The organism is Thalassomonas sp. M1454 (genome assembly GCF_007097525.1).
GTDB lineage: Bacteria > Pseudomonadota > Gammaproteobacteria > Enterobacterales > Alteromonadaceae > Thalassotalea_A.
In genome coordinates this window covers 165777-185808 of record NZ_VKDD01000003.1, presented here as the reverse complement: position 1 = coordinate 185808, position 20032 = coordinate 165777, and the positions used below count along the sequence as shown (strand labels likewise).

The 20032-nt window shown below is 38.1% G+C and carries 20 protein-coding genes; 15 read left to right on the top strand and 5 right to left on the bottom strand.

The genetic code is table 11. The features are described from left to right. Nucleotides 1-26: 26 nt before the first annotated feature. The 10 genes from FNN08_RS09155 (at nt 27) to nqrM (ending at nt 10290) form a co-directional block, all read left to right on the top strand. Nucleotides 27-1121 carry a TRAP transporter substrate-binding protein gene (locus tag FNN08_RS09155; protein ID WP_143585003.1) on the top strand — a complete coding sequence of 365 codons (1095 nt, stop codon included), beginning with the start codon at nt 27-29 and terminating at the stop codon, nt 1119-1121. A 142-nt stretch (nt 1122-1263) separates the two neighbouring features. Beyond that, on the top strand, nt 1264-2457 hold the full coding sequence (gene fabV, locus FNN08_RS09150; protein ID WP_143585001.1) for an enoyl-ACP reductase FabV: 1194 nt from the start codon (nt 1264-1266) through the stop codon (nt 2455-2457). A gap of 370 nt (nt 2458-2827) precedes the next feature. Next, nucleotides 2828-4165: a Na(+)-translocating NADH-quinone reductase subunit A gene (locus FNN08_RS09145; RefSeq protein ID WP_143584992.1), complete on the top strand. Its 1338-nt coding sequence runs from the start codon at nt 2828-2830 to the stop codon at nt 4163-4165. Between the two features lie 2 nt (nt 4166-4167). After that, complete coding sequence (locus tag FNN08_RS09140; RefSeq protein WP_143584990.1) at nt 4168-5370, top strand: NADH:ubiquinone reductase (Na(+)-transporting) subunit B; 1203 nt, start codon at nt 4168-4170, stop codon at nt 5368-5370. Next, on the top strand, nt 5363-6136 hold the full coding sequence (locus tag FNN08_RS09135) for a Na(+)-translocating NADH-quinone reductase subunit C (RefSeq protein WP_143584987.1): 774 nt from the start codon (nt 5363-5365) through the stop codon (nt 6134-6136). The genes FNN08_RS09140 and FNN08_RS09135 overlap by 8 nt, the downstream gene beginning before the upstream one ends. Beyond that, nucleotides 6136-6762: an NADH:ubiquinone reductase (Na(+)-transporting) subunit D gene (locus FNN08_RS09130; RefSeq protein WP_143584985.1), complete on the top strand. Its 627-nt coding sequence runs from the start codon at nt 6136-6138 to the stop codon at nt 6760-6762. The genes FNN08_RS09135 and FNN08_RS09130 overlap by 1 nt, the downstream gene beginning before the upstream one ends. Nucleotides 6763-6768: 6 nt before the next feature. Beyond that, complete coding sequence (gene nqrE, locus FNN08_RS09125) at nt 6769-7392, top strand: NADH:ubiquinone reductase (Na(+)-transporting) subunit E (RefSeq protein ID WP_143584983.1); 624 nt, start codon at nt 6769-6771, stop codon at nt 7390-7392. A 55-nt stretch (nt 7393-7447) separates the two neighbouring features. Beyond that, complete coding sequence (gene nqrF, locus FNN08_RS09120; protein WP_143584981.1) at nt 7448-8674, top strand: NADH:ubiquinone reductase (Na(+)-transporting) subunit F; 1227 nt, start codon at nt 7448-7450, stop codon at nt 8672-8674. A 334-nt stretch (nt 8675-9008) separates the two neighbouring features. Beyond that, nucleotides 9009-10049 carry an FAD:protein FMN transferase gene (locus FNN08_RS09115; protein ID WP_143584979.1) on the top strand — a complete coding sequence of 347 codons (1041 nt, stop codon included), beginning with the start codon at nt 9009-9011 and terminating at the stop codon, nt 10047-10049. 19 nt (nt 10050-10068) lie between these two features. Next, complete coding sequence (nqrM, locus tag FNN08_RS09110) at nt 10069-10290, top strand: (Na+)-NQR maturation NqrM (RefSeq protein ID WP_143584977.1); 222 nt, start codon at nt 10069-10071, stop codon at nt 10288-10290. 89 nt (nt 10291-10379) lie between these two features. Here the strand turns inward: nqrM and FNN08_RS09105 are convergent, their stop codons facing one another. Both FNN08_RS09105 and FNN08_RS09100 read right to left on the bottom strand, forming a co-directional pair. Beyond that, a complete protein-coding gene (locus FNN08_RS09105) occupies nt 10380-10934 on the bottom strand; it encodes a DUF4136 domain-containing protein (RefSeq protein WP_143584975.1) in 555 nt (184 codons plus the stop codon). A gap of 41 nt (nt 10935-10975) precedes the next feature. Next, nucleotides 10976-11755 carry a MaoC/PaaZ C-terminal domain-containing protein gene (locus tag FNN08_RS09100; RefSeq protein ID WP_143584973.1) on the bottom strand — a complete coding sequence of 260 codons (780 nt, stop codon included), beginning with the start codon at nt 11753-11755 and terminating at the stop codon, nt 10976-10978. A 195-nt stretch (nt 11756-11950) separates the two neighbouring features. On the opposite strand from FNN08_RS09100, the gene FNN08_RS09095 reads away from it, so the two are divergent. From FNN08_RS09095 to FNN08_RS09080, 4 genes are all read left to right on the top strand, one after another. Beyond that, entirely contained in the window at nt 11951-12745 is a 795-nt protein-coding gene (locus tag FNN08_RS09095; RefSeq protein WP_143584971.1) for a hypothetical protein, read from the top strand. Between the two features lie 236 nt (nt 12746-12981). After that, nucleotides 12982-13794, top strand: coding sequence for a DUF481 domain-containing protein (locus tag FNN08_RS09090; protein ID WP_143584969.1), 813 nt, complete (start codon nt 12982-12984; stop codon nt 13792-13794). 138 nt (nt 13795-13932) lie between these two features. Further along, entirely contained in the window at nt 13933-14997 is a 1065-nt protein-coding gene (dinB, locus tag FNN08_RS09085) for a DNA polymerase IV (protein WP_143584967.1), read from the top strand. Between the two features lie 87 nt (nt 14998-15084). After that, nucleotides 15085-15942: an MBL fold metallo-hydrolase gene (locus tag FNN08_RS09080; protein ID WP_260679303.1), complete on the top strand. Its 858-nt coding sequence runs from the start codon at nt 15085-15087 to the stop codon at nt 15940-15942. 71 nt (nt 15943-16013) lie between these two features. Here FNN08_RS09080 and radA read toward each other — a convergent pair whose 3' ends face one another. Together radA and serB are read right to left on the bottom strand one after the other, a co-directional pair. Continuing rightward, nucleotides 16014-17387 carry a DNA repair protein RadA gene (gene radA, locus FNN08_RS09075; protein ID WP_143584965.1) on the bottom strand — a complete coding sequence of 458 codons (1374 nt, stop codon included), beginning with the start codon at nt 17385-17387 and terminating at the stop codon, nt 16014-16016. A 117-nt stretch (nt 17388-17504) separates the two neighbouring features. Further along, entirely contained in the window at nt 17505-18515 is a 1011-nt protein-coding gene (serB, locus tag FNN08_RS09070) for a phosphoserine phosphatase SerB (protein ID WP_260679302.1), read from the bottom strand. 215 nt (nt 18516-18730) lie between these two features. Between serB and FNN08_RS09065 the strand changes: the two genes are divergently transcribed. Further along, a complete protein-coding gene (locus FNN08_RS09065) occupies nt 18731-19258 on the top strand; it encodes an AhpA/YtjB family protein (protein WP_185962609.1) in 528 nt (175 codons plus the stop codon). Here the strand turns inward: FNN08_RS09065 and FNN08_RS09060 are convergent. Next, a complete protein-coding gene (locus tag FNN08_RS09060) occupies nt 19235-20002 on the bottom strand; it encodes a TatD family hydrolase (RefSeq protein WP_143584961.1) in 768 nt (255 codons plus the stop codon). The two genes, FNN08_RS09065 and FNN08_RS09060, sit on opposite strands and share 24 nt — an antisense overlap. Nucleotides 20003-20032: the final 30 nt, after the last annotated feature.

Sequence of the window (20032 nt, the reverse complement as noted above, 5' to 3'; positions counted from 1 at the left end):
TATTTACTTAACAATGGCTTAAATCGATGAATAAAATAATAAAAATACTGATTTTATCTATTTCAATACCGTTTTTTCTTAGCGCTTGTAAAGAGGCTCCAGAAAAAACTATTGATGAAAGTGCGCAGTTTAAACAGAACTTTTTTTGGAAAATGGTTACTTCATGGCCGAAAAATTTTCCTGGCTTAGGCGCTGCACCGGAAAAATTTGCTACTCAAGTTGAAGCAATGAGTGGTGGCCGCTTAACGATAAAAGTTTACGGTGCTGGCGAGCTAGTTCCTGGCTTTGAAGTGTTTGACAGCGTATCGTCTGGGGCTGTTGAAATGGGGCACAGTGGCGCATACTACTGGCAAGGTAAGATGCCTGCAGCTCCTTTCTTTACCGCAGTACCTTTTGGTATGAATGCTCAAGAAACTAATGCATGGTTACACTATGGCGGAGGTCTAGAGCTTTGGCAGGAGCTTTATAAACCATTTGGTATTATCCCCGTAGCTGGTGGTAACTCAGGTGTACAGTTTGCAGGTTGGTTTAACAAAGAAATCAATAGCCTAGAAGATCTTAAAGGACTTCGCATGCGCATTGGTGGTATTGGCGGTGATGTGTTTAATCGCGTTGGCGGTATGGCATTACAAATACCAGGTGGAGAGATTTTTTCAGCGCTACAAGGTGGCCTTATTGATGCATCTGAGTGGGTTGGTCCATACAATGATTTAGCTTTTGGTTTTTATAAAACCAGTAAGTATTATTATTCTTCAGCATGGCAAGAGCCAACAGCTACTTTAGAGTTTTTGATTAATGAAAAAGCGTTTAATGCTCTGCCGGAAGATTTGCAGCAAATCGTTCTTGTTGCCGCCCGTGCTGTTAATGACGATATGTTAAGTGAATATACTGCTCGTAATAGTTCAGCGCTTAATACCTTAGTGGAAGAACATGGCGTACAAGTTCGCACTTTCCCTGAGCCAGTGATGCAAGCGTTAAAAGCTGAAAGTGTTAAGGTTATTAACTCTATGGCTGAAAATGACCCTACTTCAGCAAAAGTTTGGGCATCATACAAAGCATTCTATGATGATGTACGCGCCTATCATCAAATTACCGAAAACGCTTATATGGAAAATCGATAAATTACTAACTAGATAAACAAAAACTAGCTGCTCTGACCTCATTGGTAAGCAATAGAGGTTAGAATAGCGCCATTAAAAGATAGAATACCGCTAAGTTGTCGATAATTTAGTGGCTTAATTAACAAAAAAGTAAGGTTTTAATATGGTTATCAAACCAAAGATCCGTGGTTTTATTTGTACTAATGCACACCCAACAGGCTGTGAAGCTCATGTAAACGAGCAAATTGCTTATGTTAAATCACAACCACAAGCCGATGCTAAACCAAAAAATGTTTTAGTTATTGGTGCTTCAACTGGTTACGGTTTAGCTTCACGTATCACTGCTACTTTTGGCAGCGGTGCACAAACTCTTGGTGTGTTTTTTGAAAAAGAACCTTCAGAAAAACGTACTGGCTCTGCAGGTTGGTATAACACAGCGGCATTTCAAAAAGCTGCAGATGAAGCGGGTATTTATTCGAAAAACATCAATGGTGATGCTTTCTCAAATGAAATCAAAGCCAAAGCGATTGAAACCATCAAAGCAGATCTTGGTCAAATTGATTTAGTTGTTTACTCTTTAGCATCTCCACGTCGAACTGATCCAAATACTGGTGAAGTTTACGCATCTGCGCTTAAACCAATTGGTAACGGTTTCTCAACTAAGAGTTTAAACACTTCTAAGCGTGAAATTGAAGAAGTTGCTGTTGAAGCCGCTACTGAAGAAGAAATCGCTGGCACCATCAAAGTTATGGGCGGCGAAGATTGGGAATTATGGATGAATGCTTTAGCTGAAGCTGGTGTTCTTGCTCAAGGTTGTAAAACAGTTGCCTATACTTATATCGGTAAAAAGTTAACTTGGCCATTATACGGTAAAGCGACAATCGGCCGTGCTAAAGAAGACTTAGATCGCGCCGCAACAGAAATTCGTAAAGTAACGAGTGATTTAAATGGTGAAGCCTTTGTTACTTCATTAAATGCTGTTGTTACGCAAGCAAGTTCTGCTATTCCAATTATGCCTTTATATATCTCAAGTATGTTTAAAGTGATGAAAGGCGATGGTACTTATGAAGGGCCAATCCAACAGATCCAAGGCTTATTCCGCGACAACTTATACTCTACTGAACGTTCTTTAGATGAGCATAATCGTATCATGCAAAACTTAAAAGAATTAGATGATTCTGTACAAGACCGTGTTACTGATTTATGGGAAAAAGTTACTACTGAAACCATTGATGAGTTAACCGATTATGTTGGTTACCATAACGAGTTTTTACGCTTGTTTGGTTTTAGCGTTGATGGTGTCGATTATGATGCCGAAGTTAGCCCTCTAGCGACTATTAACAACTTAGTTACATAAAACTAAGCTTTATCTAATACATTAGTCTAAAGCTTATGTTTCTATAGGCTTTAGACTAAATTTCTCTCCCCATCTTACAAAGTTGTTACACTTTTAAGCCTTCTTTACTCCTTGTTTTTATTGCCTTTTATTTACGGTGATTGATGCAAACAGATATTTTTATCAGAATTGTTATTAAATGTTACTCATAACGTAGAAATTGGTAAGGGTATTATGTTAAAATTCGCGCCAGAAAATTATTCAACCTTAAATCCTAGGTATAAATATGTGTGTTTTGCGTATTTATAAATCTTAGGTAAACACTGGATCATTAACCGCTCAATTGAAGTTTTTGGTTTGTAATACTCCCATCAAAGTAGCGCAAGTGTGTATGATTACAATAAAAAAAGGTCTGGATGTTCCTGTTAAAGGTGCTCCCCAGCAAGTAATCCATGATGGTTCGACCATCAAAACCGTAGCAACGCTAGGTGAAGAGTTTGTGGGAATGCGTCCTACCATGTTTGTAAAAGCAGGTGATCGCGTTAAAAAAGGTCAGGCACTTTTTGAAGACAAAAAGAATCCTGGCGTTAAATTCACAGCCTCTGCAGCCGGTATTGTTAAAGAAATTAACCGTGGTGAAAAGCGTGTTTTACAATCTGTAGTTATCGAAATCGATGGCACGGAAGAAGAAACATTCAACGCTTATTCAGCTGAGCAATTAGCATCATTATCTCGTGATGATGTTGAGTCTAACCTTGTTAACTCAGGTTTATGGACTGCTCTAAGAACTCGCCCATACAGTAAGTCACCTGAATTAGGTAGCGAAGCCGCTCACATTTTTGTAAGCGCTATGGATACTAATCCATTATCAGCGAACCCTGAAGTTATTATTGGTGAACAAAGTGAAGCATTTAAAAACGGCCTAGCTGTTCTTGCTAAACTTACTACTGGTAACGTATTTGTGTCAAAAGCACCAGGAGCTAATATCCCTGTTGCTGATAACGTACAAGTAAATGAATTTGCTGGTAAGCACCCTGCGGGTCTTGTTGGTACTCACATTCATTTCTTAGCGCCAGTATCGCTAACTAACATTGTATGGCACATCGGTTACCAAGACGTTATTGCTGTAGGTACTTTATTTACTACTGGTAAGCTAGATACAACTCGAGTTGTTTCTGTTGCCGGTCCTGCTGTAAATAACCCGCGTTTAGTTCGTACTATCTTAGGTGCAAGCACTGATGAGTTAGTTGCTAATGAATTAACTGACGGTGAAGTTCGTGTTATTTCTGGTTCACCTTTATTAGGTTCTACTGCGAAAATGGTTCATGCCTACTTAGGTCGTTTCCATACTCAAGTAACAGCGTTACTTGAAGGTCGTGAGAAAGAATTTATTGGTTACATGATGCCAGGTGCAAACAAATTCTCTGTTACTCGTGCTTACTTATCGCACTTTTTCCGTAACAAAGTATTTAACATGACCACTACAACTAATGGTAGTTCACGTGCAATGGTACCAATTGGTAACTACGAGCGCGTTATGCCTTTAGATATATTACCTACCTTATTATTACGTGACTTATGTGCTGGCGATACAGACGGCGCACAATTATTAGGTGCATTAGAGCTAGACGAAGAAGATTTAGCACTTTGTACTTTCGTATGTCCAGGTAAATATGATTACGGCGTTCTCCTTCGTGATTGCCTAACGACTATTGAGAAGGAAGGTTAGACATGGGCTTGAAAAAGTTTATTGAAGATATCGAGCCGCATTTTGAGAAAGGCGGCAAGCACGAGAAATGGTTCGCATTATACGAAGCCATTGCTACGGGCTTATTTACTCCTGGTTACGTAACTAAGGGTAAAACTCACATCCGTGACAGTATTGATCTTAAACGTATTATGATCACTGTTTGGTTAGCTGTATTCCCAGCTATGTTCTTTGGTATGTACAACATTGGTTACCAAGCCGTTGATGCATTATCAGCAGGCTACGCGTTAGCTGATTCTTGGCAGGTTGGTTTATTCCATATGGTTGGTGGCGAATTAACTACTGATTCTGGTTGGTTTAGCATGATGCTCTACGGTGCATTCTTCTTCCTACCTATCTACGCAACAGTATTTATTGTTGGTGGTTTCTGGGAAGTGCTATTCGCTGCTGTACGTAAGCATGAAGTGAACGAAGGTTTCTTCGTATCATCGATTCTTTTTGCTCTTATCTTGCCTGCTACTATTCCTTTATGGCAAGCAGCCTTAGGTATTACTTTCGGTATCGTAATTGCAAAAGAAATTTTTGGTGGTACAGGTAAGAACTTCTTAAACCCGGCATTAGCTGGTCGTGCATTCTTATTCTTCGCATACCCTGCAGAAATCTCAGGTGATGCAGTATGGGTTGCTGTTGATGGTTTCTCTGGTGCTACTGCTTTGAGTGCTGCACTTGCTGGTAACGTTGATTACGCAATGAACGCTGCATGGTGGGATGCTTTCTGGGGCTTTGTTCCTGGTTCTGTTGGTGAAGTTTCAACTTTTGCTATCTTGTTAGGTGGTGCTTATATCCTTTATAAAGGCATTGCATCATGGCGCATCGTGTTAGGTGTGTTTGGTGGTATGGTTGCAACATCTTTCTTATTCAATGCAATTGGCAGCGACACAAATATGATGTTTGCTATGCCTTGGTACTGGCACTTAGTTGTTGGTGGCTTTGCATTCGGTATGATCTTTATGGCGACTGACCCTGTGTCTGCATCATTTACGAATACTGGTAAGTACTTCTTCGGCGCATTAATCGGCCTTATGGTAGTTCTTGTTCGTGTTGTTAACCCTGCTTTCCCTGAAGGTATGATGTTAGCAATTTTATTTGCCAACCTGTTTGCTCCACTATTTGATTATTTCGTAGTTAAGTCAAACATCAAACGGAGGCTTGCTCGTAATGTCTAGTAATAAAGAAACATTTGGCAAAACGCTTGGGTTCGTTGTTGTTGTATGTTTAGTCTGTGCTGCACTTGTATCTGTTTCAGCAGTACAATTAAAGCCACTACAAACAGCAAACAAGTTACTCGATAAGCAAACTAAAATCTTAGAAGCTGCTGGTTTATTAGAAATTGGCGCTAAAGACGGTATCGTTCCTACTTACAATAAGTTTGTAGAAGCTAAAATGATCGACTTAGCAACGGGTCAGTACATTGACGGTAACCCTGATATGTTTGATGAGCGTCGCGATGCTCGTGACCCTGCTAAATCAGTTAAACCAGAAAATGATATTGCTGGTATTAACCGTCAAGCTAAAACTGCTGTTGTGTACTTTGTACGTAACGGTGCAGGTGAAGTTGATACTGTTATCTTACCTATCGTTGGTTCTGGTTTATGGGACTTAATGTATGGTTTCATCGGTTTAGAAGCTGATTTGAATACAGTTAAAAGTGTTGTTTACTCTGATCATAAGGAAACTCCTGGACTAGGTGCTGAAGTACTTAACCCTAAGTGGAAAGCTTTATGGCCAGGTAAGAAAATGTTTAACGAGCAAGGTGATATCGCTATTGCAATCGTTAAAGGCGGCGCTAAAGCAGGTGATGTTCACGGTGTTGACGCATTATCTGGTGCTACATTAACCAGTAATGGTGTTGAGCGCACGATTCATTTTTGGTTAGGTGACGAAGGTTACGGCCCGTTCATCAAAGCTACTCGCGCAAAGGAGCTTAACTAATGAGTGATAATTCAGCTAAAAAGGTATTAACGCAACCTATCGTTGATAATAACCCGATTGCATTACAAGTACTTGGTATTTGTTCTGCACTAGCGGTTACTAGTTCAATGGCAAATGCTTTAGTAATGACGATAGCGGTTGTATTAGTTACAGCGTTTTCGAACTTATTTATTTCGATTATTCGTAATCACATTCCATCTAGTGTTCGTATTATCGTACAAATGGCAATCATTGCATCTTTAGTTATCGTGGTAGACCAAGTGTTAAAAGCTTTCTCTTACCAGTTATCAAAAGAGCTTTCTGTATTCGTTGGCCTAATCATTACTAACTGTATTGTTATGGGCCGTGCTGAAGCATTTGCAATGAAAGAAAAGCCTGTAGTTAGTTTTATGGATGGTATTGGTAATGGTTTAGGTTACGGCGCAATCTTAATTGTTGTTGCATTTTTCCGTGAGCTATTCGGTTTTGGTACATTATTTGGTATCGAAATACTACCTCTTATCCAAAACGATGGTTGGTACCAAGCGAATGGTCTTCTAGTATTACCGTTCAGTTCATTCTTTATTATTGGTTTAGTTATCTGGGCTATTCGCCAGTGGAAACCAGAACAAGTAGAGAAGGATTAGGAAGTCATGGAACATTATATTAGTTTATTCGTAAAAACGATTTTCATTGAGAATATCGCACTAAGCTTCTTCTTAGGTATGTGTACATTCTTAGCGGTATCTAAAAAAGTAGATACAGCTATCGGCCTTGGTGTTGCAGTAGTTGTTGTATTAGGTATTGCAGTACCGGCTAACCAAGTGATTTATCAATTGGTATTAGCGCCAGGTGCACTTGATAGTGTTATGGGCATTACAGACCCTGCACAATCAATCGATTTAAGTTTCCTTTCTTTTATTACTTTTATCGGTGTTATTGCCGCATTAGTACAAATACTAGAAATGGTTCTTGATAAGTTCTTCCCAGCTTTATACCAAGCTTTAGGTATCTTCTTACCATTGATCACAGTTAACTGTGCAATCTTTGGTGCGGTATCTTTCATGGTAGCTAAAAACTTAACTCTTGGTGAGTCAGTAGTTTACGGTATCGGTTCAGGTATTGGTTGGGCGTTAGCAATTGTTTTACTTGCGGGTATCCGTGAGAAAATGAAGTATTCTGACGTACCAGAAGGCTTGAAAGGTTTAGGTATTACGTTTATTACTGCAGGATTGATGGCATTTGGCTTTCTTTCTTTCGGTGGTATCTCGTTATAAAGTTAATGTGCACTAAGGGTTTAGCCCTTAGTGCAGAAGTATAAAGGAAAATACTATGCAAGAGATTATTCTAGGCGTAGGCATGTTCACCGCAATCGTTGTTGCTTTAGTATTAGTGATTTTATTCGCTAAATCTAAATTAGTAGCCGATGGTGACGTGACAATTTCAATTAACGGCGATCCAGAGAAAGCCGTTACTACTGCCGCTGGCGGTAAATTACTTGGTGCATTAGCTGACCAAGGTATTTTCATTCCATCTGCCTGTGGTGGCGGTGGTACTTGTGGCCAATGTCGTGTTGAAGTTCACTCAGGTGGCGGCGACATTCTTCCTACAGAAGAAGGTCACATCACTAAGCGTGAAGCGAAAGAAGGTTGTCGTTTAGCATGTCAAGTTGCTGTTAAGCAAGACATGGAAATTGAAGTAGAAGATGAAATCTTCGGTGTTCAACAATGGGAATGTGAAGTTATCTCTAACGATAACAAAGCAACCTTCATTAAAGAGCTTAAGCTTAAAATACCAAATGGCGAATCTGTACCTTTCCGTGCTGGTGGTTACATTCAAATTGAAGCGCCTGCGCATCACGTTAAATACAAAGATTTCGATATTGACGAGCAGTACCGTGGCGACTGGAACCATTTTGGTTTCTTCGATGTAGAGTCTAAAGTTGAAGAAGACACATTACGTGCTTACTCAATGGCAAACTACCCTGAAGAAGAAGGCATTATCATGCTTAACGTGCGTATTGCTACGCCGCCTCCAGGACGTTTACACTTACCAGCTGGTAAAATGTCTTCATTCATCTTTAGCCTTAAGCCAGGTGATAAAGTTACGATTTCTGGTCCATTTGGTGAGTTCTTCGCTAAAGAAACTGATAATGAAATGGTATTCATCGGTGGTGGTGCTGGTATGGCGCCAATGCGTTCTCACATTTTCGACCAACTTAAGCGTCTTAAATCTAAGCGTAAGATGAGCTTCTGGTACGGTGCACGTTCTAAACGTGAAATGTTCTACGAAGATGATTACAACGGCTTAGCGGCTGATAACGACAACTTCGAGTGGCATGTAGCACTTTCAGATCCACAACCAGAAGATAACTGGGAAGGTATGACTGGTTTCATTCATAACGTATTGTATGAAAACTACCTGAAAGATCATGAAGCACCAGAAGATTGTGAATACTACATGTGTGGTCCACCTATGATGAACGCTGCTGTTATTGGTATGCTGAAAGACCTAGGTGTAGAAGATGAAAACATCTTACTAGATGACTTCGGTGGCTAAAATTTGACGCTTAACTTGATTATCGCCACCATTTCGGCGTTGGTAGTACTCACTTACAATAGTAAGCTCCGTGCTACCGCCTTGAAATAGAGACGATACTCAGCGTTAATCATTCAAATTTATGTATATAGCTATTATATGCATATAAAACAAAAGACGACTTAGGTCGTCTTTTTTGTTTTTGGAATATTTATATAATCCTTTGATGAAAACCTCTATTCGTCGTCCCCGCGAAGGCGGGGATCCAATAATTACCAATAAATTATTTCAAGATCTCTGACACCTTGAATACTTTAGTTTATAATGCGCGTGATTTTTCAACAGGTGTGTATTTATGATTGCTAAGCTTTTTAAAAGTATTGTTATTCTTTGTGCGTTAACATTAACCTTTTCCTGTTCCGAGGCTGAACAAGCAAGCGTTAATGAGCTAAAAGAACTGCAACTTACTGGTTATACTATGGGGCCGATTGTTTACACGGTAAAATTAGTTGCCAGTGAAAGTACAGTTGAACAACAAAAATTAGCTAAACAAGTTGATGATTTATTAATTAAAATTAATGCGCAAATGTCGACTTATGATAAACAGTCAGAGCTATCTCTATTTAATCAATACACAGGCAGTGAACCACGCAAAACATCTGTGGAACTAGCGCAAGTACTTAATGAGTCCATAAGGTTAGCTAAACTTACCAATGGGGCATTAGATGTTACTGTAGGGCCGCTAGTTAATTTATGGAGTTTTGGCCCAGAAAATCGTGCCGAGCAAGTTCCTAGTACTGAATTGATTACTCAAACTAAGCAGCATATTGGCATCAATAAAATAGCGCTAGCCGATGGCATGTTGTCAAAGTCTGATGCCAAAGTTTATGTTGATTTATCTGCTATTGCGAAAGGCTTCGCTGTCGATAAAGTCGCAGAGCTATTAGAAAATAATGGTTACCATGACTATCTTGTTGATATTGGTGGTGAAATGCGTCTTAAAGGTAAAAAAACAAATGGCCAGCAATGGCGTATTGCTGTTGAAAAACCTATTGCTGGCGAAAGAGCTGTGCAAAAGGTTATAATACCAGGAGATAACGCCGTTGCCACATCGGGTGATTATCGAAATTATTTTGAAGAGAATGGCGTTCGTTATTCTCATACTATAGATCCTGAGACCGGTTGGCCTATTAGTCATAAGCTTGTTTCAGTAACTGTAGTGCACCCGTCTTCAATGATTGCCGATGGTTTAGCCACTGCGATTGAAGTTATGGGACCAAACAAAGGCTTTGAGTTTGCTAAAGCAAATAACTTCGCCGTTTATTTAATTAGTAAATCCGAGAATGGATTTATTGAACGTAGTACAGACCAATTCAAGCAATTGATTGCTAAATAGTCTTTTTAAAGAGTAAGTTATGAATATTTTTATTTTAACCTTTGGTTTTTTCATCGTTATGTTTATCGCGATGGGAGTAGGTTATATTATCCAGCAAAAAACATTAGCAGGCAGCTGTGGCGGTTTAGGTAGCATAGGTATTGAAAAGGCATGTAACTGCGATAACCCTTGTGAAAAGCGCAAAGAGCGTGAGCGTAAAGCAGCATTAAAAGAAAACTCTATCGATATTAAGAACATTTAATAGCAAGTTAGTCAATTAACTTGCTATTACTTTACCGATTGATGATTTGATATTAGATGACGGGGGCTATATTGCCCCCGTTTTTATTATTATTTTTTGGCTGGTGGAAATTGGCTAAGGATACTGGCAACTAGCTCATTAATTTTTTGTGTTTTTTCCTGCGGACTAATAGTTTGCTCTGCTTCAAAACCATCATAACCGCGCCATATTAATTTATCTTGTTGGTAAATATCTATGGTAATTTGTGTGTAAACATTAAAATTACTATCCAGTGGTATTGTTGTCCCTAAACCAACACCTGTTGAAGAGCTACCACTTCGATTACTTCCACCTATGCCAATACTAAAAGACGATTTCTTTTCTCGTTGTTCTAATACTGTGTAATAACTTATTTGCATAGCTGCATCACTGCTGGCTTTATTAATAGCCTTTTTATCTAACTCAGCTTCTATTGCAGCAACGATCCTATCTGCAGTAAGTTGATCAACTTCTGCATTTTTTTCTTTAGTCGCTACCATTTGATAAGACGATAATTGCTTAAAATTAGTTTCGGGATCGTAATCGACAGTAACACTGGTACTTGTACAAGCGTTTGCTGTAACTGTAATTGTAAGCACTAAAAGGATATGTTTTATTGTTTTCATAAAAGCCTCTGTTTATTTACTCTAGTTAAATATATAGCTCATTAATCTCTAAACGCTATATCTAGATGCAACTTATCTCGCTCTGAAAAGACATTAATTTTTCCTCTATTTATATTTATTTCAGCAGTAGTGTTGATAAAGCAGGGCTTTTTAAATTGCGCTTTAACATAAGAGGGTTCTATATTGGTTTTAGCTATAGCTGCATTGAGTAAATACATGCCATGAGCGATGGGCTTAGGGAAGCCAAACAGCTTGGCCATGAAAGTATTTATGTGGATAGGATTAAAATCACCAGAAGCCTTACAGTAGTTAATTATTTTAGCTTGCTTGATTACTTCTAATAACTCGCCGGTAAAATTATATTTCTGCTGTGACTTTACACTTCTTGTTGCTGCTTTTGTTTTTATTTTTTTCAGCATTATATTGTTGTTAATTAACGACAAAATTTCATTTTGATAAATACTGGTTTCGATATGAATTAGCTTGCCACGTTGATCATTTATATTTTGTTTAAGTTCAATTTTTATTGAAATTGGAGCCGAATAGTTGATTGCTTGATGCTCAATAAATTCACTGCTTAAATGAATTAAACCTAAAGGGGAGTATGCAAAGCGTTTATCAGCAAACATTTTTATAAGATAAGGGAAAGCAGCAATAAAAGCATAACTAGGAGGTAACTTTTGCGACTTGTTAAGAGCAAATAATTGCCGAAAAGCCTTTACCTTCTTTGGGGAAATAACAATAGCATGGTTGTATTGCTCGAAACACGCGATTGGACTTTTTTGTGTGCGCTTAAAAAGTAACTTTAAATAACTAAACAAACTATATGCCTTATTGACTAACTAATTTATTATCAGTAACCTGCGTGGTTAATATAATGTTAATATTTATTGGCTTTAATTTCTTGAAAAAAGCTAATATTGATTAATACTTATTTAAATAAAAAACAATATCGTTACAGATACTTAACTTACGCTAACTCATCAAAAGTAATACTCATAAAAGGACAGTGTTGTATGAGAACATTATCAAAAAGTTTAATCGCATTAGTTTCATGTGCCATGGTGCAAGGTACCGTACAAGCCGAGGAATGGCAATTTGAATTTACCCCTTATATTTGGGCTGCTGCGAATGAAGGTAGCTCGGGTCCTATTCTTACACTAGCTGATGGTACAGAGGTACCTTTAGATGCTCCGGTTGATATTAGCTTTGGTGATTTAGCGGAAAAATTAGATTTTGGTACCATGTTTAATTTTTCAGCGACTAAAGGCAAATGGTTGGCGTATTCTGAAATTACCGTATTAAATGTTCCTGAAACTAAGATTGCGAGCGCAACAACTCCAACTAGGTTTGGTGATATTAATACTGATATAAATATAGAAATTGGCGGTGAGATTGTAGATTTAGCCGTTGGTTATCAATTAATGGCTCGTGATAATTTTGATCTTTATGGTTATGTTGGAGCTCGATACTTTAATTTAGAAGTTACGTTAGATTTAGACTCAGGTGACTCAGTTATATTAAATGCAAGTGGCACAACAGGTGATGAATTTATTGATCCATTAGTAGGCTTACATGGTAAATGGCGTATTAACGATACTTTCACGTTACAAGGGCGTGTTGAAGTAGGCGGTTTTGACGATCAACCAAGTGAAAACACTTTAGTTAACGTAACTCTTGATCATAAACTTAATGATAAATGGTCACTTAAATACTTTTATCGTGTAATGAATATTGATTATCAAGACAATGGTTTTATTTATGATATGGAAGTAACTGGACCAGGTATTGGTGCAAGCTATATTTTCTAAGATATCTATAAATAGCTATTAAATTTAACACCCTCTTGGGTGTTTTTTTATGTGCAGCGAATGAACTCGGTTACATCTAGAAACCTCTGGTTTCCTCTCTTAACATATGCAATAAAATCATAACCTTATTGCGCCTAAATCATTTGTACAATGGTACAAATGAGCATATTCTGCAAACATTGAAATTTATAGCTAAATCTAGCTCCCAAATTATTACTATGTATGTAGGTATTCACATGAATAAAGTAACTTTAATCACAGGTGCAGCTGTTGCATCACTCGCTTTACTAAGCAACTCTTCTTATGCTGATGAAGTTGCTGTAGAAAAAACTTCTTCAACAAATACTGTTGTTGAAGAAACTGCTGTTGCAGCTTCAGCTGACGAATGGTCATTTGAATTTACTCCATACATTTGGGGTGCAAGAAACCACGGTAACTCAGGTGTCGGACAAGATAAAAATGGCCCAGGTGTTGGCCATGTAGATATCGATTTTGGTACGTTAATGGATCATTTAGATTTCGGTACTATGGGTAACTTTACTGCGACTAAAGATGATATTTTAATGTATTCAGAAGTTACTTACCTAGTAGCATCTGATGATTACCGAGTAACAGGTCCTCGTGGTAATTTAAGCACAACCGTTGCAATTGATATTGATGGTTATGTTGTTGACCTTGGTGCTGGTTACCGTTTAGTTGAACAAGATAAGTTTGAACTTTACGGTTACGGTGGTGTGCGTTTCATGGAAGTTATGGTTGATCTTGGTCCGGTAAGTACTGGTGATGACTGGGTTGAACCACAAGTTGGTTTACACGCCAAATACACAATGAATGATACCTTTGCACTTCAAGGTCGTGTTGAAGCAGGTGGCTTTGGTGTTGGCTCTGAAGAGTCTTACATGGCAAACCTTACGCTAAATCACAAAATAAACGATAAGTGGGCACTTAAATACTTCTACCGTTATATGAAAGTTGATTATGCTGATAATGACTTTGTATATGACTTAGAAATCACTGGTCCTGGTGCTGGTGTTAGCTACAAGTTTTAATTTAACTATGTAGATAAATCTTAAATAGCGCTGTAAAGCGCTATTTTTTTGTCTAAAATTCTATTCCCGTTACTAGCCTTTCTATTTTTATTATATTAAACTGTTTTTATATACAGTGTTTGGTTTGGTGATGATTTTATGCGAAAAATAATTCATATAGATATGGACTGTTATTTCGCAGCTGTAGAAATGCGAGATAATCCAGCACTTAACAATATACCTATCGCAATCGCAGGGCGCAGTGCAAGAAGTGTAGTTTCTACGTGTAACTACTTAGCTCGTGAGTATGGGGTTCGCTCTGCAATGTCAGTTACTCAAGCGCTAAAACTTTGCCCTCATCTTGAGCTTGTGCCCGGACGGATGAGTGTTTACAAAGAAATATCAGCCCACATCCGAGAAATATTTTCCCGCTATACTAATTTAATTGAACCTCTGTCTTTAGATGAGGCATACCTAGATGTAACTGATTGTCAGTTATACCAAGGCAGTGCTACTTTGATTGCTGAAAAAATACGATTCGATATTTTTAAAGAGCTTAACCTTACCGCTTCTGCAGGAGTTGCACCAAATAAATTTTTAGCCAAAATTGCATCTGATGAAAATAAGCCTAATGGCCAATGTGTGGTTTCGCCAAATAAAGTTACCGATTTTATTGAGCATATGCCATTAAAAAAAATCCCAGGTGTTGGTCCAAAAACTCTAGAGAAACTAAAAGCACATGGTTTTTTTACTTGCGCTGATGTGCGTGCCAGTACAATAGATAAAATGGTGCAGTTAATGGGTAAATTTGGCGCTGTAATTTACACCCGAAGCTTTGGTGAAGATAACCGTAAAGTAGAGCCGAGTAGGATCCGTAAATCATTAGCGATAGAGACCACATTAGCTGAGGATATTAGCAAAAATCAGTTAGATGGCTGTCTTGATGTAATACAAACTTTATTGCCTAAATTTAATCAACGATTAGAAAAAATCTCAGATTTAGCCATTGTTCGCCAAGGGGTTAAAATTAAGTTTTCAGATTTTAGCCAAACTACAGTTGAGCAAAAAAGTGATAGCTTTGATACAGGTTTAATTAAGCATTTAGTTGAGCAGGCTCTACAAAGGGGCGAAGGAAAACGAGTGCGTTTAATTGGTTTAACCTTAGGTTTTAAACCAAAGCAGGCTGCTGATGAGCACGTCAGCCAATTATCTTTTTCTCTATAAGAATAAATAAACTACTGCTCTTGCTGGTAATTTAATTAGTTATATATCATATTATTAACAATCAATAACTTATAAAAAAGATAAATTATGAAAAAACTATTACTACTCTCCATGCTCCTTATAACTACTGGCATTAAGGTTAACGCCGCCCAAGATTTTTCTAAGGCCGAAATTAAAGCCAAACAAGTCTCCGGTGATGTATACATGTTAGAAGGCCCTGGTGGTAATATTGGCGTGCTAGCAACCGATGAAGGCTTATTACTGGTTGATGATAAATTTGCACCATTAGCGACAAAAATAGAACAAGCTATGACGTCTATCAAATCAGCTCCGTTAAAGTATGTTGTCAATACTCATTACCATGGTGACCACACAGGCAGTAATGCCCATTTCGCTAAGCATGCGCCAATATTTGCCCATAGCAATGTACGTAAACGTGTTGAACAAGATAACAAAAAGTCGGGCGCTGACTTACCTGTAGTTACTTATGAGCAAGGAGTAACGATTCATTTGGCCAATGAAAAAATCCAATTATTGCATTTGCCAAGTGGCCATACCGATGGTGATAGCGTTGTTTATTTCAAGCAAGCTAACGTGATTCATATGGGAGATTTATTCTTTCAAGGTCGTTTCCCTTACATTGATTTAAAAGCAGGCGGTACGGTTAAAGGTTATTTAGCAAATATTAAAAAAGTAGCGAGTAGCTACCCTAAAGACATCAAAATTATTCCTGGCCATGGTGTGTTAACTGATATGGCAGGTTTAGCTGAGTTTATTGCTATGATTGAGTATTCGGTAGAGCATATCGAAAAAGCAATTAAAGCGGGAAATAGCGATGAGCAAATTTTAAAAGCAGGTATTGGTGACAAATATAAATCATGGTCGTGGAACTTTATTACCGAAGAACGTTGGATAAAAACCTTAACTGCTGATTTAAGAAAGTAAGTATTGCATCGACATCTAGAATAAACAAAGCCAGATTATAAATCTGGCTTTTTTGAATTTGAAAGCTGAGTTTAAAAGAACTGCAAAAGATCGTTAACGTTATCTACTGCAATAATTTTTACCTTTGAATTGCTTTGCTTAGTAGGGGCGTTTGCTCTTGGTACTATTATGGTATCAAAGCCATTGCGTGCGGCTTCTTTTATTCGCTCTTGTCCCATAGGTACGGCTCGAATTTCACCTCCTAAACCTATTTCACCTAATGCAATTGTTGTTGCCGGTAAGGTCACATTTCTAAATGATGACAAAATAGCTAAAACCATAGGTAAGTCGCTACCGGTTTCATCATTTAATTTTAAACCACCAACAACATTGATATAGATATCTTGGTCGCTAATAGTAATGTTCATGCGCTTATTGATCACAGCAAGTAACATGGAAAGTCGGCGGGGATCAACGCCAACAACTGCTCGCTGTGGCTGCTCAGCCATACTTGTATCGACTAATGCTTGCATATTTACTAGCAGAGTTCGGCCTCCCTCATAAGAGGCATAAGCGATGTTTCCTGAAGCTTCTATAGATAGTTGTAAAAATATTGCCGAAGGATTAGTGACTGACTTCATGCCGTTTGCCATCATGGCAAAGGTGCCTATTTCTTCGGCACTACCAAATCGGTTTTTTAAAGCTCGCAGGGTACGGTATTTACTGTCTGATTCACGGCTTAGCTTTAAAGTACAATCGCCAATATGGGATAAGGTTTGCGGGCCAGCTACTGCACCTGATTTTGATTCGTGCACAACTAAAATTAAAGTTAAACCATGCTCTTTTGCTGTACGGTTTAAGTAGGCAGCTGACTCTCTTACCTGAGTAACATTACCTGGGGAGCCATCAATGCTTTCTAAAAACATGGTTTGGATTGAGTCAATAATGGCAAATTTATGGCCATGCTTTAACATGGTTTGACAAATTAATTCGATATTGCCAGAGGTCATAATATCAATGTTGGTTAAATCCAAACCAAGTCGTTCACCACGATCTTTGATTTGAATTTTACTTTCTTCGCCTGAAACATAAAGTGCAGGTGATGTTTTTGATAAGTTTGCCATTACTTCGATAAGTAAGGTTGATTTACCAGCACCTGGTGCTCCGGATAGCAACACCACTGAGCCTTGCACTAATCCATCACCTAATACTCTATCTAACTCAAGACTTCCGGTTTTAAAGCGAGTGAGTTTTTGCTCAGACACTGCCGATAATTTCTCAACGCCACTGTCTTGAACTGAATAGCCTTTATTTAATGTTGCTACCGCTTTATTAGTTGGCGCAGCTTCCTTAAATTCTTTTATAGTATTCCATTCTTTACATTCACTACATTGGCCCTGCCATCTAGAAAAGTCAGCGCCACAGTCGTTACAGATAAAAGTAATTTTAGATTTTGTTTTGGCCATAAAGAATTCTTACGAGTTATGTATGAATATACAGTATATTGTTGAGGCGATGATCTAGCAAGTAGATCATCTAATTTAATTAAATCAAGAAAGGATTTTATTTGCTATTACCGGTAATTATTTTAGCCAGTGTAGTAGGCAATCTAAACCTGAAAAATTAATACTCGATTGTGCTTGCTGCAGTACAACGGGTTTAGCTTTATAAGCAACGCCTAAATCGGCTACTGCCAGCATAGCTAAATCATTAGCACCGTCACCCATAGCAACCATTTGGCCTTGTGGTGTGAAAAACTCATCGGCTAATCTAAGTAAGGTATCTGCTTTAACTTGCGCATCCGTTATATCGCCGATGACCTTGCCTGTTAGTTTACCATCGATAATTTCTAAAACGTTTGCTTGTGTAGCATCAAGGTTAAGTTGCTCTTTTAATATTTGGGTGAAATAAGTAAAGCCACCCGATGCGACAGCTATTTTCCAATTGTTTTGATGCAATGTTTTTACTAATGTTTCTAAGCCTGGCATTAAAGGTAAGTTTTCACCTACAGAAGATAAGATGCTTTCAGGTGCATCTTTGAGTGTGCCCACTCGCTCGCGTAAACTTTCGGCAAAGTCTAATTCGCCTTGCATCGCTCGCTCTGTTACAGCACTTACTTGCTCGCCTACACCTGCAAGTTTAGCTATCTCGTCAATGCACTCAATTTCAATGGTAGTAGAGTCCATATCCATCACTAACAAACCTGGGGTCGATAATGAAGGGGCATCTTTTATTAAAGCCGCCTCAGTATTATTTTGTAGAGCAAAATCGTTTACTTGGGTTTTACATGCATCTAGATTTGTACACTCAACACTAAATCTAAGGCTTTGTTTACCCATTCTGTCTGTATGTTGAACTATGCCAGTTATCTGTGCTTGCATTGTTGTTGCTAACTCAACAAGTTGCTGCATAGAACAATCAGTAAATAATATCAGTTCAGTTGTGCTAGATAATTCTTGATTGGCTTGTTGTAGAGCAACAGTTTGCGTAGAAACTTCAATTTGTACAGGTAATTGCGTTAGGTAAGGGCTGAAATATTCGCCAATGCTAGAGTTTAAGTCATTCGCTGATAAGGTTTGAGAAGATGGCAACACAATAAATTCCTGCAGTAGTTTGAGCCAAAAAAAGGCTTGTTAGATCGCTTGTTAGATCAGATGTTAAAAAATTGATTCTATAATGGCAAATAACCCTCTATAGTGTATATAGATTTCAACGATTTTTTTTTCATATGACAGATCCAAACGAAATTTTATATCCGCAGGTTACTTCAATCTACAATAAGCTCTTACAAATTGGTGTTGGAGTTATTTTGTTATTTTTAATTTTGAACCTTTCGGTGATGAACGCGAGTGACAGTAAAGTACAACTTGAGGAGCACTTTAACGATGTCTCTGATGCTTTTGTTAGGCAAGCAGTCAATACCAGTAAAATTATCTTAGCAAGTAAGAATAAGCAACAGCAGCAACAGCTAATGCAAGGATTAACTGAATCTGATGCGGTTGCCGAGGCCTTGTTATATGACTCCAGTGGTCAACTTATTGCGCATTCAGAAAATTTTAGCTCAGTTAATGAGCTTTATGGTATTGCTCAAGGAAGTAAAGATACATCGAATGATTATGTTGCTTTTACTCATGAAATTAGAGACCAAGAGCTACAAGGTTATTTACGTTTAAATGTGGTTAGAGAAGTGCTCATCAAGCCACTTGAAAAACAGCTGTTTTCACAAAATGAGTTATTTAGGATCATGTTAATATTTGCTGTTGCCGCTGGCTTCTTACTTACTCGAGGATCTAGCCGATTTTCACGTCAAGGCCTAAGGCTTGCTAAGAAAAAATAACTGCTCAATATTTTGCTCAATCTTATCCGCTAAGATTTCTGCATTTTCACAACGTAATTTACAAAGCTGGGCAAAGATATTGAGTAGCATTAAAGGCGAGTTATCCTGTCCTTGATGTCCTGCAAGAGGCATCGCTGGTGCATCAGTTTCTAATAAAATACTTTCGACAGGGATTTTTTTGATTGCTTCTCGGGTTTTATTCGCCCGTTCATATGTGATTGTGCCGCCGATCCCTAACTTAAAGCCTAAATCAATATAGGCTTTAGCTTGTTGATAACTCCCTGAAAAAGCATGAATAACTCCGCCATTAGCTAATTTTTTTTGCTTTAATATAGGCACTATTAAATGATGGCTTTTACGATGATGAACAAGCACAGGCAAGTTAAATTGTTGTGCTAAGTCGAGTTGTAGATCAAAAAAATGGGTTTGCTTACCAATATCGGCAATGCCACCATCAATGCCAATCTCACCAAGTGCAATTAACTTTTGTTGGCATAAATGCTGCTCTAGTGTATCTAAATCTAAGTTGTTTGCCTTATTAATCCACCAAGGATGAAGCCCAAGGCAAGGGAATAGGCTAGGGGACGATTGGCAAGTTTGTAATAATCTTGGCCAAGACTTTGCGGTTATACCTGGTACGATAATACGGTGAATATTGGCGTTGTTGCATGCCTGTAGAAGCTCATTTCTACTTTGTTCAAATTCGATAAAGTCTATATGACAATGACTATCAGTGAACAGCACGGCAGTAAATGTTTTCTAAGAAAGGTAAAT

Excerpts from the sequence above, each read along its gene's own strand:
- FNN08_RS09115 (WP_143584979.1), top strand. The coding sequence starts at position 9,009 with ATGATTGCTAAGCTTTTTAAAAGTATTGTTATTCTTTGTGCGTTAACA.
- dinB (WP_143584967.1), top strand. The coding sequence starts at position 13,933 with ATGCGAAAAATAATTCATATAGATATGGACTGTTATTTCGCAGCTGTA.
- FNN08_RS09095 (WP_143584971.1), top strand. The coding sequence starts at position 11,951 with ATGAGAACATTATCAAAAAGTTTAATCGCATTAGTTTCATGTGCCATG.
- FNN08_RS09145 (WP_143584992.1), top strand. The coding sequence starts at position 2,828 with ATGATTACAATAAAAAAAGGTCTGGATGTTCCTGTTAAAGGTGCTCCC.
- nqrM (WP_143584977.1), top strand. The coding sequence starts at position 10,069 with ATGAATATTTTTATTTTAACCTTTGGTTTTTTCATCGTTATGTTTATC.
- FNN08_RS09080 (WP_260679303.1), top strand. The coding sequence starts at position 15,085 with ATGAAAAAACTATTACTACTCTCCATGCTCCTTATAACTACTGGCATT.
- FNN08_RS09105 (WP_143584975.1), bottom strand. The coding sequence starts at position 10,934 with ATGAAAACAATAAAACATATCCTTTTAGTGCTTACAATTACAGTTACA.
- FNN08_RS09130 (WP_143584985.1), top strand. The coding sequence starts at position 6,136 with ATGAGTGATAATTCAGCTAAAAAGGTATTAACGCAACCTATCGTTGAT.
- nqrF (WP_143584981.1), top strand. The coding sequence starts at position 7,448 with ATGCAAGAGATTATTCTAGGCGTAGGCATGTTCACCGCAATCGTTGTT.
- radA (WP_143584965.1), bottom strand. The coding sequence starts at position 17,387 with ATGGCCAAAACAAAATCTAAAATTACTTTTATCTGTAACGACTGTGGC.
- FNN08_RS09140 (WP_143584990.1), top strand. The coding sequence starts at position 4,168 with ATGGGCTTGAAAAAGTTTATTGAAGATATCGAGCCGCATTTTGAGAAA.
- FNN08_RS09135 (WP_143584987.1), top strand. The coding sequence starts at position 5,363 with ATGTCTAGTAATAAAGAAACATTTGGCAAAACGCTTGGGTTCGTTGTT.
- nqrE (WP_143584983.1), top strand. The coding sequence starts at position 6,769 with ATGGAACATTATATTAGTTTATTCGTAAAAACGATTTTCATTGAGAAT.
- FNN08_RS09155 (WP_143585003.1), top strand. The coding sequence starts at position 27 with ATGAATAAAATAATAAAAATACTGATTTTATCTATTTCAATACCGTTT.
- fabV (WP_143585001.1), top strand. The coding sequence starts at position 1,264 with ATGGTTATCAAACCAAAGATCCGTGGTTTTATTTGTACTAATGCACAC.
- FNN08_RS09090 (WP_143584969.1), top strand. The coding sequence starts at position 12,982 with ATGAATAAAGTAACTTTAATCACAGGTGCAGCTGTTGCATCACTCGCT.